11 protein-coding genes and 1 pseudogene are annotated in these 13,260 nt (G+C 72.2%); 5 read left to right on the plus strand and 7 right to left on the minus strand.

All coding sequences use genetic code 11. The features are described 5' to 3' along the window. Positions 1–31: 31 nt before the first annotated feature. From ACWCQ6_RS08040 to ACWCQ6_RS08055, 4 genes are all read right to left on the minus strand, one after another. Positions 32–163, minus strand: coding sequence for a hypothetical protein (locus ACWCQ6_RS08040; protein ID WP_451086616.1), 132 nt, complete (start codon positions 161–163; stop codon positions 32–34). 458 nt (positions 164–621) lie between these two features. Next, positions 622–849 carry a hypothetical protein gene (locus ACWCQ6_RS08045; RefSeq protein ID WP_451086618.1) on the minus strand — a complete coding sequence of 76 codons (228 nt, stop codon included), beginning with the start codon at positions 847–849 and terminating at the stop codon, positions 622–624. Between the two features lie 125 nt (positions 850–974). Then, on the minus strand, positions 975–1,670 hold the full coding sequence (locus tag ACWCQ6_RS08050; protein WP_451086620.1) for a response regulator: 696 nt from the start codon (positions 1,668–1,670) through the stop codon (positions 975–977). Continuing rightward, positions 1,642–2,880 (minus strand): sensor histidine kinase, encoded by a 1,239-nt coding sequence (locus ACWCQ6_RS08055; protein WP_451086622.1) that lies wholly within the window; start codon positions 2,878–2,880, stop codon positions 1,642–1,644. The genes ACWCQ6_RS08050 and ACWCQ6_RS08055 overlap by 29 nt, the downstream gene beginning before the upstream one ends. Positions 2,881–3,381: 501 nt before the next feature. Between ACWCQ6_RS08055 and ACWCQ6_RS08060 the strand changes: the two genes are divergently transcribed. Then, a complete protein-coding gene (locus tag ACWCQ6_RS08060) occupies positions 3,382–5,379 on the plus strand; it encodes a DUF4139 domain-containing protein (RefSeq protein ID WP_451086624.1) in 1,998 nt (665 codons plus the stop codon). Positions 5,380–5,385: 6 nt separating this feature from the next. Continuing rightward, complete coding sequence (locus ACWCQ6_RS08065; protein WP_451086626.1) at positions 5,386–6,948, plus strand: mucoidy inhibitor MuiA family protein; 1,563 nt, start codon at positions 5,386–5,388, stop codon at positions 6,946–6,948. A 283-nt stretch (positions 6,949–7,231) separates the two neighbouring features. Here the strand turns inward: ACWCQ6_RS08065 and ACWCQ6_RS08070 are convergent, their stop codons facing one another. Further along, entirely contained in the window at positions 7,232–8,263 is a 1,032-nt protein-coding gene (locus ACWCQ6_RS08070) for an SMI1/KNR4 family protein (RefSeq protein WP_451086628.1), read from the minus strand. A gap of 205 nt (positions 8,264–8,468) precedes the next feature. Between ACWCQ6_RS08070 and ACWCQ6_RS08075 the strand changes: the two are divergent. Further along, positions 8,469–8,553, plus strand: a pseudogene (locus ACWCQ6_RS08075). Between the two features lie 323 nt (positions 8,554–8,876). Beyond that, positions 8,877–10,727: an enoyl-CoA hydratase-related protein gene (locus tag ACWCQ6_RS08080; protein WP_451086630.1), complete on the plus strand. Its 1,851-nt coding sequence runs from the start codon at positions 8,877–8,879 to the stop codon at positions 10,725–10,727. A gap of 22 nt (positions 10,728–10,749) precedes the next feature. Here ACWCQ6_RS08080 and hypB read toward each other — a convergent pair whose 3' ends face one another. Continuing rightward, a complete protein-coding gene (hypB, locus tag ACWCQ6_RS08085; protein WP_451086632.1) occupies positions 10,750–11,601 on the minus strand; it encodes a hydrogenase nickel incorporation protein HypB in 852 nt (283 codons plus the stop codon). A 3-nt stretch (positions 11,602–11,604) separates the two neighbouring features. Next, positions 11,605–11,934 carry a hydrogenase maturation nickel metallochaperone HypA/HybF gene (locus tag ACWCQ6_RS08090; protein ID WP_451086634.1) on the minus strand — a complete coding sequence of 110 codons (330 nt, stop codon included), beginning with the start codon at positions 11,932–11,934 and terminating at the stop codon, positions 11,605–11,607. A gap of 259 nt (positions 11,935–12,193) precedes the next feature. Here ACWCQ6_RS08090 and ACWCQ6_RS08095 point away from each other — a divergent pair, with 259 nt between their 5' ends. Continuing rightward, a complete protein-coding gene (locus tag ACWCQ6_RS08095; protein WP_451086636.1) occupies positions 12,194–13,249 on the plus strand; it encodes an NADH-quinone oxidoreductase subunit B family protein in 1,056 nt (351 codons plus the stop codon). Positions 13,250–13,260 lie beyond the last annotated feature (11 nt).

Raw genomic sequence — 13,260 nt, forward strand, 5'->3', positions numbered from 1 at the left:
CGTACCTCGGCGGCGCGCAAGCCCGGCGCCGTCACCGCCACCGGACGAACAGCTCCAGGAGCAGGTGGGCCCGCTGCTCGGCGGCAGCGAGTTCGATGGGGTCGATCTTTGAGGCCAGAGCTCGCCCCGCCGCGGCGTCGTCGGCCTCGCGCGACTCCACCACGGCGGCCGCCAGGTACGTCTTGGCGGCCGGGAACGCCTGCTCCAGGCGGTCGTTCAGCGCCTGTCACGCCTGCTCGGCTGCCTCCGTGCGCACGGCCAGGGCGCGTTCCGCCCGGACCGCCGCATGGTCGTGGACCACCACCAGCGCGCAGCCCAGCGCGATGACGAGTGCAGCACCGCGGCAGCGGAGATCACCGCCCGGTAGCCGTGGCCGAGGCCCGGCAGAAGGGCCGCCCATCCGGCCAGCGCGGTGCCGAGCGTCATCGGCAGGGCGGGTACGAGCAGGACCGACCGCTTGTTCGGCCCGCCCGGCCCGACGGCACGCCCGCCGACATCGGCTCGCGCGACTGGCGCGTCCTCACCGCGGGGTGAGCCGGGCTCGGCCCGCCCATGGCCGGCATGGGCAGGCCGCCCGGTCGTGTGCAGAGCCGCGTCGGAACCGGTGGCCCGTGGAGCGGCTCACGTGATGCACGATGAGGTTCTGCTGACCCACTGGGCCAGGGTGATCTGCGTCCTCGGGGCGGTCCGGTCCGACCCGCGGCGGCGGGGGGACGTCTGGCCGCGGCCGGCCGCGCAGGCCCGCGTGTTCCGTCCCTGTCCGCGGGCAAGAGCGTCGCGCAGCAGGGTCAGATGTGCGGGAACAGACTTCTCGCCGGACGTCTGGGTCAGGCAGTGGGCTTCGGTCATGGCGAAACCTCCGTTCATGACCCCACCATCGCCCGGCGACACCCCCCGGCACATCGTCCCCGCACGGTGATTCCCGACTACCACGGCTGCGGTATCCGGTACGCCGGACTACTCCGCGGCGAGCGTCACGCGGGCACCTCGGGGACGCTCGGCTCGCCCGCCGCAGTGACCAGCCCGCACTGATAGGCGACGACCACGAGCTGGGCGCGGTCACGGGCCGCCAGCTTGGTCATCGCCCGGTTGACGTGGGTCTTCGCGGTCAGCGGGCTGACGAACAGGCGATCGGCGATCTCCTCGTTGGACAGGCCCAGCGCGGCGAGGATCGTGACGTCGCGCTCGCGCGGCGTCAAGCACTCCAGCCGCTCGTGCACGGCCACCGGGCACGGGTCCGGCTGGGCCAGGAACCGGGTGATCAGCGCTCGCGTCGCCGTAGGGGACAGCAGTGCCTCACCGCCCGCGACCGTGCGGACGGCATCAAGGAGCTCCTCGGGCCGCGCACCCTTGCCGAGGAAGCCGCTGGCACCCGCACGCAGCGCCTCGGCGACGTGCTCGTCGTCCTCGAAGGTGGTCAGGATGAGCACCTTCACGCCCGCGAGGTCCTCGGACTCGCTGATGAGCCGGGTCGCCTCCAGGCCGTCCATCTCCGGCATGCGGATGTCCATCAGGACCACGTCCGGATGCTGCGCGTCGGCCAGCTCGACCGCCTCGCGCCCGTTGGATGCCTCGGCCACGGTCTCCATGTCGTCCGTGGCGTCGAACAGCATTCTGAAGGTGCCCCGCAGGAGGGCCTGATCATCTGCAAGCAGTACACGTATCGTCATGCCCGTCTCTCCGATCGCGCTCCGGGCCAGGGCGGCCGGGACGCAGCGGCAGTTCGGCCGTCACGGTGAATCCCCCCTCGGGGCGTGGTCCCGCGTGCAGCCTGCCCCCCAGCGTGGCGGCACGCTCACGCATGCCGATCAGCCCGTGACCGGCCCCGGGACGAGGACGGTGCGGTCCGGCGGACCCGTCGTCCTCGACGGTGATCGTGAGCCGCTCCTGGTGGTAGTGCAGGCACAACCGGGCGTGATCGGCGCCGGCGTGCTTGCGCACATTGGTCAGGGACTCCTGCACGATGCGGTACGCGGCCAGGTCGACCGCCGGTTCCAGCGGTTCGGCGTCGCCGCACCGGGTGTGGCTCACGGCCAGCCCGGTGCGTTCGAACGACGCCAGCAGGGCCGGCACCTGTGCCAGTCCCGGCATCGGGTCGCGCGGCGCCACCGGGTCGTCGGACTGCCGGAGCAGGCCCACGGTGACCCGCAGTTCGTCCAGCGCCGAGCTGCTGGTGTCCCGGATGTCCTCCAGCGCGGTGAGGATCTGCTCCGGCCGCTGGTCCACCAGATGGACGGCGACGCCCGCCTGTGCGTTGATCAGGGCGATGTGGTGCGCGACGATGTCGTGCAGTTCGCGTGCGATCCGGACGCGTTCGGCCGCCACCCGCTGGCGTGCCTCCTGCTCCCGGGTGCGCTCCGCGTGCTCCGCCCGTTCCTCCACGGCCACCACATAGGCGCGACGCGAGCGCACCCCGTCCCCGATCGCGGCCGGCAGCGCCGTCCAGGCCACCATCGCGACCGTGTCCGGTTGCAGCAAGGTCTGCGGGGTGAACATGGCGGCGGTGGTCACCAGGGTGGAGGCCGCGACAACTGCCGAGGTCCAGGCGGTACGCCGGTCGGTCCGCACGGCCACGTTGTAGACGGCCACCAGGACCGGGCTCACCACCAGCGGGCTGTCCCGGACCCCGAGCAGCTGGAAGGTCACCCCGCAGGTGACGGTGACGGCCAGTACGCCGAACGGGTGGTGGCGCCGCCGCACGAGTGCGGCGCAGCCGACGGCGGCCACCACCACCGGTGGCCAGCGCAGCAGGATCTGGTGCTCGTGCGGATCGATCGAGGCGCCCACGACCGACAGCACGAACAGCACGGCAGCGCCCGTCCCGTCCGCTGCGCGGATCCGGGCCAGCGCTCCGGGCCTCCAACCATTGATCACCGCCATCCCTCCACCGTAGGGTCGGCGGACGAATCGGGCATCGTCGCGCCGCGGAGGGGCCGTCCTGCCAGGCCCTGTCGTCAAACTGCCGTCGTCGCCCGGAGCGCAGCCGCGCGGCGTCCGGCACGCACGCTCGCAAGGCGGAGGGAGGAGAGCGCAGCGGGCTGCGCCGACGACCGGCAACGCGGCCGGCAATGGGGTCTCCCCTGCTCGAGCGAAGCCGAGAGCTCGGGAAGTGCCGGACGCCCCCGCCCAGGCGGGACTTCGACACGCGCCCCAGGGATGCCGTCCGTCGGCCCCGTCGCCGGGCCGGTTCCCCGTGCCGGACTGCGCGAGGAGGCGCCGACGTGGCCGACCACACCGACAGGTGCGACGACCGCAGCACCGCATCGCCACCGGCCCTGCGGTCCCGGCGGCGTTCCGCCCGGTCCTCCTGATGCAAGGCGGAGGCGCGGACCGCCCGCGCGTAAGCTTCGCTCAGCATGGACACGACGGGGGGCGGAGGGCATGACGGCTGAGCCGGTACAGAGGTGGGGATCGACCCTCGATTCGGTCCTGGTGTACGCGCAGGGCGCGCTCTGCCGGCGCCTGGCCCGGGGCAGTGTGCCGCACGGCGGCCGGGTGCGGGTGACGGGACTGCCCCGCTCGCTGGACCCGGACTCGCTGCGGGCCCGTGTCCTGGGCGCCCCCGGCGTGCGCGTCGGCGAGGCCCGGGTGGAGGTCGAGGCCGAGCCGCTCGGCGCGGGCACGCCCGACGGGTTGCGGCACGAGTTCGAGCGGCTGCACGACGAGTACGCGGCGGCGCAGGGCCGCCGGGACCGGCAGCTGAGCCTGATCGAGGAGATCCGGGCTCTCCACCCCGTCCCGCCCGCCCGCAGGCGCGAGGACCCTCACCGCCGCACCCCCGTCGACGCGTGGCTGGAGCTCGCCGACTTCGTCGAGGAGCGGCTGGCGGGCCTGCACAAGCGCCTCATCGAGCTGGAGGAGGCGCTGCGCGACGCCGAGCACGAGCTCACCGTCGCCGCCGACCGTCTCGACCGCGCCTCCACCGATGCCCCGCCTGCGCACGTGGAGACCACGGTCTGCGCGGTCCTGTCCCTCGACGGCGCCGGTGACGGCGAGGTGGAGCTGGAGCTGGAATACGGGGTGCCGGGCGCCGTCTGGGTGCCGGCCTACCGCCTCACCCACCGTCAGGGCGACGACAGCGGCCGTCTGGTGCTGGGCGCCTCGGTCGCCCAGCGGACCGGCGAGGACTGGACCGGCGTCCGCATCGCCCTGGCCACCGCAGACCTCCGGCGCCGCACCGGCCTGCCGAGACTCCGCTCGATCCGGATCGGACGCAGTCAGCCCGCCCCCGCGCCTTCCGGCTGGCGCGAGCCCCCGGCCGGGCTCGTCGGCCTGTTCTCCGGGTACGACGCGGCAGGCCCTGCCCCGGCCTCCGCGCCCATGGCCGTCGCAGTCGGCTCCGCGTCCGCTCCCCTTCCGCCACCACCGCCTCCCCCGCCGCCGGCACTGCGCGGCCACGACGCCGCGCCGGCGCCCAGCGGGGGATACGGCGCTCCCCCGGGGGCCTTCGGCGGCGGGATGCCCGTCACGGGTGTCCCCTCCCCCGTGGCGCCTGCGGCTCCCGGCCGGGCCGCGCCGCCGCCTCCGGCGCCGGTGACCGGGCCGCCGCAGCCGAGCGGCGCCGAGCTCGACTATGCCGCACTCGTCCTGTGCGGCCCCGACGAGCAGGGCGGTCGCAGGGGCCGGCTCTTTCCCGGCTCCGCCTTCGACCCGGTGGCGACCGAGTACCGCCGCCGCGCCGAGGCAGTTGCCGCGCTGCCGTTGCCCGGACATGCTGTGCGTCCCCGCGAGTCGGCGGGTTCCTTCGAGCACCGCTTCGACGCCCCCGCGCGCGCCGACATTCCGTCGGACGGCACCTGGCACACCGTCACCGTCGGCGAGATCCCGGTGGGACTGCGTACCGAGTACCTCTGTGTGCCGTCCGTGGAGCAGACCGTGTACGCGACGCTGGTGCTCTCCAACGCCACCGACCAGGCGCTGCTGGCCGGCCCGGTGGAGGTCACCCTCGACGAGGACTACCTGCTGACCGCCGCTCTGCCCACGCTTGCCCCCGGGGATGTGCGCCGGGTGGGACTCGGGCCGGCCGAGGGCATCCGGGTCACCCGCCGTACGAACCTGCACGAGTCGACCTCGGGCCTGCGCAACAACACCACCGTGCTCGACCACCGCGTCCACGTGGAGCTCGCCAATGGGCTCGCGAGGCCCGTCGCCGTGGAAGTCCTGGAACGGGTTCCGGTCACCTCCGATCCGGACGTCCGGATCGAGGAGCGGGCCGACTGGACGACGCCGGAGGAGGGCGCCGGCCCCGATCGGCATGCGCCGGGCACCCGCGTCTGGCGGCTGGACCTGCCCGCAGGCGCCACTGCCGCCCTCGACGGCGGCTACGAGATCCGCATCCCGACCGGCAAGGCCCTGGTCGGCGGCAACCGCAGGAGCTGACACACCATGTCCACGGCCTCCAAGCCGATCGCCCTCCCCGTCACCGCCGTCACATGCCTTGAGGATCGCGCCCATGTCGAGCGCGCCGTCGTGCTCGACCTGGAGGCCGGGGTCCAGCGCCTGCGTCTCGGGCCGGTCAGCGCGCTGGCCGTCGACCGGACCCTCCGCGCCGAGCTGACCGCCGACCACCCCGCGACCGTTCTCGACGTGCGGATCGTCCGCGACTGGAGGCCGCGCGCGCCGCAGTCCTCCACCGACGACGACTCCGCCCTGCGCCGGCGCGTACACGCCCTCGAAGAGGAGCGGCCGGCCCTGGAGCAGCGGCGTGACCGGCTGCGGACCCGCCTCGGCCTGCTCGGCCGCCTCGCCGCCGATCTGCTGCGGGAGATCGGCGAGGGCGCCGGCGCCGGGGAGACCGAACGGACCCGCTGGGCCCGCGAACTGGACCGGGTGGACGAGGAACGCGACGCGCGCGGTGAGCAACTCCGTACCGCGGAGGCCCGGCTGACCGCCCTTGCCACCGAACTCGGGGCGGCCCGGCAGGCCCTGCAGCTCGCCGAGGATGAGCCCGCCGAGCTGGTCGGCCATGTCGAGCTGACCGTGGATGCCTCGGCCGCCGGGCCGGTCGGGCTGCGCCTGAGCCACCTCACCCCGTGTGCGCTGTGGCGGCCCGCCTACCGGGCGGTGCTCGACGGGGACTCGCTGACGCTGGAGACCGACGCGATGGTCTGGCAGCGCACCGGCGAGGACTGGTCGGACGTACGGCTGACACTGTCGACGGCACGTTCGGCGCAGGCCACCGATCCGCCGAGGCTGGGCGAGGACCGGCTCACGCTCAAGGACCGCTCGGCGGCGGAGCACCGCATGGTCGACGTCGAGTTGCGCGAGGAGGAGATCGGGTCTCTCGGCCCGGCCCCGGTGCTCGGCCTGCCAGGGCTGGACGACGGCGGCGAGGCACGGGTGCTGAGATCCCCCGCGCCGGTCTCGGTGCCTGCTGACGGCCGCGCCCACCGGGTACGGCTCTCCGCGTTCACCACGGACGCGCTCAGTGAGTACGCCTGCTCACCGGAGTTGTCGCCGCTGGTCACCCAGGTGGTGCGGTTCGACAACCTGTCCGGCCACGCGCTGCTCGCCGGACCGGTGGACCTGGTCCGCGGCAGCGGATTCAGCGGCCGGGGCACGCTGGACTTCACCGCCCCCGGCTCCCGCGTCGAGCTGGCCTTCGGCAGCTGCGACGACCACCGGGTGGTCCGGCAGGCCGAGGAGTCCCGCGCCACCGCAGCCCTCACCCAGCGGACCGTGGTCACCCACACGGTCCGGCTGCACCTGTCCCGGTTCTCCGCCCCCGGGGAGCACGGCGAGCGGGTCGTCGTCCTCCGGGAGCGGATACCGGTCTCCGAGGTCTCGGCGGTGGAGATACGCCTGCGCAAGGATGCGTGCTCCCCGGCGCCCGACGCGGTCGACGCCGAGGGCATCGCCCGCTGGGACGTGGCTCTCCCGCCCGGCGGTCTCCGCACGGTCACCCTGGTCTACGAGCTGTCGGCGAGCGCCAGGGTCACCGGAGTCTGAGGCCGGTGGCCGGGGCGGCGGCCGCACGCTCGGGACGGCCTCAAGGGGTCACCGGCGCGGAGCACCCATGGGCTTTCGCCGAGCGCTCGGTGAACGCCTTCAGTACGGCACGCTCGTACGCGAGGTCCGCGTCGCCGCTCGGGGGCCTGCGGCTCTCCCCCTTCCCGTGGAAGGGTGCAGCGTGAACAGGGCCCGGCCGCCCGCGCACTTGGCCGCTGTCCAGCTCATCCGGCCGTCGCGGTGGTGTGCGGGTGCGGGTGCGCCACGTGCCCGCCGAGTGCGGCTACCGGTCGCCGACCACGGCGGCGAGTTCGTTGAGCAGCGCTGTGACAGCGGCATCCGTCATGCGGTAGCCGTCGGCGGTCTCGCAGATGCGCCCCGAGGCGACACGGGAGTTCCACCAGTCCTCGAGGAAGCCGGGGGCGTATCCGCCGGTACCGAAGTCGTAGGGATCGGCCACGAGGCTGAAGACGATCATGAGTTCGTAGTCCGGCAGCGCGTAGGAACGCTCGTGCTGCGGAGGCGTCCTTACGTACCGGTCGAAGGACCCGACCTGATTGAAGCTGGTGAACAGCCAGAACAGGTAGTCGTACATCAGCGTGGAGCGCGCATCGGCGTGCAGGGCGAAAAACCCCTTGTCGTGCACGACGGCCTCCGCGAGGATCCGCATCCGCCGGTCCGCGTCGGGCAGAACGTCGGCGACCTCGCGGAAGGCACGCAGCAGTACCGGGGAGAAGCTGCCCTCGCGCACCGCTGCCAGGTCGGCGATCCGGTCCGCCTCCGAGGTGTCGTAGACGGACTCGTCGACCAGCCCCGTGACGAAGGCCTCGAAGTTCTCCGCGACCAAGGTGATCGCGAAGCCGTCCTCCTGGTCGACATGGACCACGGCCGGCTCGCCGTCCCTGCCGCACGCGCGGTAGTCGAGAGCGAGCATGTCGTGGCCGGCCGACGGTGTGTCGGCGAAGTAGACACCGATGTCGGGGTACTCCCACATGTCGATCCAGAACCGACTGCCGAACTCACCGCCGAGCGACTGCGGCCTTGTCCCTCCGATGCCTCTGATGCCAGTGATCACGATGTGGTCGTCGGCCCAGGAGGTCGGCTCGGCCATGGGGAAGTGGTCCCGGTGGGGAACGCCGCCGTTGTGCGCGGTCATCAGCGCGATGTAGGAGCCGGGCAGCCGGTATCCGCCGAGCTCCTCCTCCACCGCCGCGATCAGCTCCTGCGTAGGCGGGGCCTCCTCCACGTACTCCCTCAGCGCGTACTCCGAGTCGTCCCAGAACCCGGCCACGTCGAAGCCCTTGAAATGTCCCACTGTGCCCTCCCAGGCCCGCTCACCCGGCGATCGTACGTTCCGCGCCTGGACGCGATCACGGTGGGCCGAGGCAGTTGCCGCACGGCTCATGGGAGACACAACCGAAGCCATGCCGGCCCGAACCCTCATGCCAGCAGCCTGTCCACTGACGATTGTGAGAAAAAAGAGGTGGGCGCGCTGGCCGGTGAGTGGATACGCTCCGCCTGGCCATGCGTCGTCCAGCGGCCCAGGACACCGCACTCGGATTCGCCCCGATGCGGAAACCCCGGCTCGAATCCGGGCGATGGCCACCCTCGGCCCGACTGCACCACTTCATCGGACGCGACCTGCGCGCACAGCACCACTGCCGGGTTGTGACCCGGCTCGGTGCTGTGCGCGAGACCCGTAGGGCCACTTGGCCGCTGCCGGACGAAGGCCCGGCGGTGCCCCTTGTCCTTAGCGCACGAACAGGACGGCGGCCCGGCCCGGCGCGGCGAGCGCAGTGGCGCGTCGGCTCACCATTCGCTGTGTGCTTCGGGTGAATTCCCGGCATGTTCCCGCCGAGTGAGTCCCGCTGAGCAGGCGTCCGCACTCACGCTCGATCAGGACGGACCGCAGCCACCGGGAGATCGCCGTGCACATCCTGCTTGTCGCAAGCGCCTTCAACAGCCTTACCCAACGTGTCCAGGCGGAGCTGAGGGACCACGGGCACTCCGTAGCCGTGCAGCTGGTGCCGCGGCAGGCAACGTTCGCCCCGTCGCAGCGCGCGGCACGCGCTCTCGCCGCACCGCCCGAAAGCCCGAGTACATCCAATACGAGGACTTCCGGCCGGCACGCCGAGAGCACGCGCCGCGCAACGCTCCTCGACGGGCCGACGTTGCCTGCCGCGGCACTAGCACACGAGGAAGGACCGTTCCGGGAAGCCGTCCGCCGGGAGTGCCCGGACCTTGTTGTGGCGCCGTACCTGAAGACCGCGATCCCGAGCGACGTCTGGTCGGCCCACACCTGTCTCGTCGTCCATCCGGGGCCGGTCGGCGACCGCGGGCCCTCCTCCCTGGACTGGGCCGTCCACGAGGGAGCGGAGCGCTGGGGCGTCACCGTGCTTCAGGCGAACGCTGAGATGGACGCGGGCGACGTCTGGGCGTCCGTGGCCTGTCCGCTGCCCCCTGTGGGCAAGAGCGACCTGTACCGCAACGAGATCTCGGACGCCGCTGTGGAGGCGGTGCTTCTGGCGGTCGGACGCTTCGCGTCGGGGACGTACGCCCCGGCACCGCAGGCCTCCGGCGCCGGCGATGGCTGCCGCCCCCTGTTCCGGCAGGCGCTGCGTCGCATCGACTGGCAGTCGGACTCCACTGCGACGGTGATCCGCAAACTCAGGGCGGCGGACTCCCAGCCCGGTGTGCTCGACGAGTTGCTGGGCGGCGAGTGGTTCCTGCACGGCGGGTATCCCGAGTCCCGGCTGGGCGGCCGCCCGGGGGATGTGGTGGCCACCCGGGACGGCGCGATCTGCCGGGCGACCACCGACGGCGCGGTGTGGATCCCCGAGCTGCGGCCACGGCGGGCGCCGGGCGGCCCGGCCACGTTCAAGCTCCCCGCCACCTCGGCGCTGGCCGGGCGGCTGTCCGCCGTGCCCGAGCGTCCGGCTCCACTTCACAGGACCGGGGACGACGACACCTGGTCAGAGATCGGCTACCGGGAGGAGGCCGGGACCGGGTTCCTGTCGTTCTCGTTCCGTGGCGGCGCGATGAGCACGGAGCAGTGCCAACGCCTGCTGCGCGCTTACCGGTTCGCCTGCTCCCGGCCCACCTCGGTGCTGGTCGTCGGCGGTGGCCGGGACTTCTTCTCCAACGGCATCCACCTCAATGTGATCGAGGCAGCAGCCGATCCCGGCGCCGAGTCCTGGGCCAACATCAATGCCATGGACGACCTGGTGGAGGCGGTGCTGACCACCACGGACCGGCTCGTCGTCGCCGCCCTGGCCGGGAACGCCGCAGCGGGCGGGGTGATGCTGGCCCTCGCCGCCGACGAGGTGTGGTGCAGGGCGGGCGCGGTGTTCAATCCGCACTACCGCCTGATGGGGCTGTACGGATCGGAGTACTGGACGTACACGCTGCCGCGGCGGGTGGGTGCGGCGGCGGCCGACCGGCTCATGCGGGACGCCCTGCCGGTCAGCTCCACCGCGGCCCACCGGCTCGGGCTGGTCGACAGGGTGATCCCGTGCGCCCCTGAGTCGTTCGACTCGGAAGTCGGAGCCCTGGCGACCCGCCTGGCGGCCCTGCCCGCGACGCAGTCCCGGATCCACGCGAAGAAGGAGGAGCGGGACCGGGTCGACCTGGCCCCTTACCGGGAGGCCGAACTCGTGCGCATGCACCGCATCTTCGCGGACCCGCACCACCCGTACCACGGGCTGCGCCGGGCCTTCGTACGCAAGGAGCGCCCCGCGTCCGGCACCGCGGTCCCGCAATCCCCGGTCCCCCAAGGCTGACCGCGGTGCGGCGGCGGAGCGGCTACCGCTGCTCCGCCAGCCAGTCGTACCAGGAGGCCAGGCCCTCGCCGGTGGTCGCGGAGACCGTCAGCACGCGCACGTCCGGGTTCACCGAGCGCGCGTGCCGTGCGCACTGCTCCACGTCGAAGTCCACGTAGGGCAGCAGATCGGACTTGTTGATCAGGACCAGGTCGGCGGCCGCGAACATGTACGGGTACTTCAGCGGCTTGTCCGTGCCCTCGGTGACCGAGATGATCACGACCTTGCTGCGCTCCCCCAGGTCGAACAGGGCGGGGCACACCAGGTTCCCGACGTTCTCCACCATGAGCAGCGAGCCCTCGGTCGGGGACAGCGCCGTGAGGGCGTCCCTCATCATCTCCGCGTCGAGGTGGCACCCCGCTCCCGTGTTCACCTGCACCACGGCGCAGCCCGTACGCCTGATCCGGTCGGCGTCGAGCCTGGTCTCCTGATCGCCCTCGACGACGGCCACCGGCCGGCGGTCGCCGAGGTCGGTGACGGCGCGTTCCAGCAGGGTCGTCTTGCCTGCGCCCGGCGAGCTCATCACGTTCACGGCCACGACGCCGCGGTCGGTCATCCACGTCCGGTTGCGCTCCGCGAGCAGGTCGTTCTTGGCGAGTACCTTCTGCTCGATGGTGAGGGTCTCACCGGCTCCACCCGGCTGACGACGCCCGTGCGGATGAGCGTGCGGGTCCGGATGCGGATGCGGATGCGGATGCGGATGCGGATGCGGATGCGGATGAGCGTGCGGGTCCGGATGCGGATGCGGATGCCCGTGGTCCGGCACACCGTCCTCCCGCAGCATCACGATCCTGGTCCCGCCGGACTCCTCGGCACAGCCGCAGGTACCACACATGGTTCAGCCCACTTCCATGGAGACGATCTGCAGTTCCTGCCCCGATGTGATCTCCACATCCGCGCTGCCGCAGGGACACAGCAGAATCAGGTCGGTCAAGGTGAATTCGGCAGCACAGGTACGGCAGCGGCCGGCGCCGGGCGGCTGGTCGATCTCCAATTGCGCGCCCTCGGCCTCCGTTCCCTCCGTGACCAGGCCGAAGCAGAACCGCATCGAGTCGGGCACCACGGCGGTGAGCACGCCCACACGGACGCGGACCGATCGGACCCGGCGCCCCCCGGCTCGTGCGCACACCGAGTCGACGACGCTCTGTGTGATGGCCAGCTCGTGCACCGGTGCCTCGTCCTTCCGCGGGTGGCTCCGACCGTAGGGCCGCGGGAGGACCGTGGCCCCGTCCGACGGGACCGGTCCCCCGCCCGGACCACCCGAGCGGCCCACCACATGCCGTCATTCGGCCCCCGGTGACGGGGCGGAGCGGCGAATTCCCCTGTTGCCGATGCCTGCAAATCGGGGCGTGATGGTAGCAATGTGCACATACCCACCTGTGGGGGCCGACGGCCGGCAGGCCGTCATCCTGAAAGGCGGCACTGCCATGCCGACAGAGGAAGCGGTCAAGGCGGAGGACACACTGATCCACGTGCTGTGGATCAACGCAGGACTGAGCTGTGACGGCGATTCCGTCTCCCTGACCGCCGCCACGCAGCCGAGCATCGAAGAAATCGCGCTCGGCGCCCTGCCGGGACTTCCGCAGGTCGCCGTCCACTGGCCTCTCATCGATTTCGAGTGCGGTCCGAACGGCGGCGCCGACGATTTTCTCGAATGGTTCTTCAAGGCCGATCGCGGAGAACTGGAACCCTTTGTTCTGGTGGTCGAGGGGTCCATTCCGAACGAGCGGCTGCACGACGAGGGTTACTGGTGCGGGTTCGGCAACGATCCCGCCACCGGCCAGCCGGTGACGACCAGCGAGTGGCTCGACCGGCTGGCACCGAAGGCGACCGCGATCGTCGCGGCCGGCACCTGCGCGACGTACGGCGGCATCCACGCGATGGCGGGCAACCCGACCGGCGCAATGGGGGTTCCCGATTACCTGGGCTGGGACTGGAAGTCCAAGGCCGGCATCCCGATCGTGTGCGTCCCCGGGTGCCCGATCCAGCCGGACAACCTCTCGGAGACGCTCACCTACCTGCTCTACATGGCCACCGACCAGGCACCGATGATCCCGCTCGACGACGCACTCCGGCCGACGTGGCTGTTCGGGGCGACGGTCCACGAGGGCTGCGACCGAGCCGGGTACTACGAGCAGGCCGACTTCGCGACGGAGTACGGCTCGCCGGAGTGCATCGTCAAGCTGGGCTGCTGGGGCCCCGCGGTCAAGTGCAACGTGCCCAAGCGCGGCTGGATGAACGGCATCGGCGGCTGCCCGAATGTCGGTGGCATCTGCATCGGCTGCACCATGCCCGGTTTCCCGGACAAGTTCATGCCGTTCATGGACGAGCCCCCCGGCGGAAAGCTCTCGACCAGCGCGGTCGGGCCGTACGGGTCGACGATCCGGCGGCTGCGCAGCCTCACCATTCACTCCCTGGACCGCGAACCGAAATGGCGTAGGCCCGGCAGGAAACTCACGACCGGCGCCACACGCACCTGGTGAGTGACCGCGTA

The organism is Streptomyces sp. NPDC001880 (genome assembly GCF_053594575.1).

Excerpts from the sequence above, each read along its gene's own strand:
- ACWCQ6_RS08045 (WP_451086618.1), bottom strand. The coding sequence starts at position 849 with ATGACCGAAGCCCACTGCCTGACCCAGACGTCCGGCGAGAAGTCTGTT.
- ACWCQ6_RS08050 (WP_451086620.1), bottom strand. The coding sequence starts at position 1,670 with ATGACGATACGTGTACTGCTTGCAGATGATCAGGCCCTCCTGCGGGGC.
- ACWCQ6_RS08055 (WP_451086622.1), bottom strand. The coding sequence starts at position 2,880 with ATGGCGGTGATCAATGGTTGGAGGCCCGGAGCGCTGGCCCGGATCCGC.
- ACWCQ6_RS08060 (WP_451086624.1), top strand. The coding sequence starts at position 3,382 with ATGACGGCTGAGCCGGTACAGAGGTGGGGATCGACCCTCGATTCGGTC.
- ACWCQ6_RS08065 (WP_451086626.1), top strand. The coding sequence starts at position 5,386 with ATGTCCACGGCCTCCAAGCCGATCGCCCTCCCCGTCACCGCCGTCACA.
- hypB (WP_451086632.1), bottom strand. The coding sequence starts at position 11,601 with ATGTGTGGTACCTGCGGCTGTGCCGAGGAGTCCGGCGGGACCAGGATC.
- ACWCQ6_RS08095 (WP_451086636.1), top strand. The coding sequence starts at position 12,194 with ATGCCGACAGAGGAAGCGGTCAAGGCGGAGGACACACTGATCCACGTG.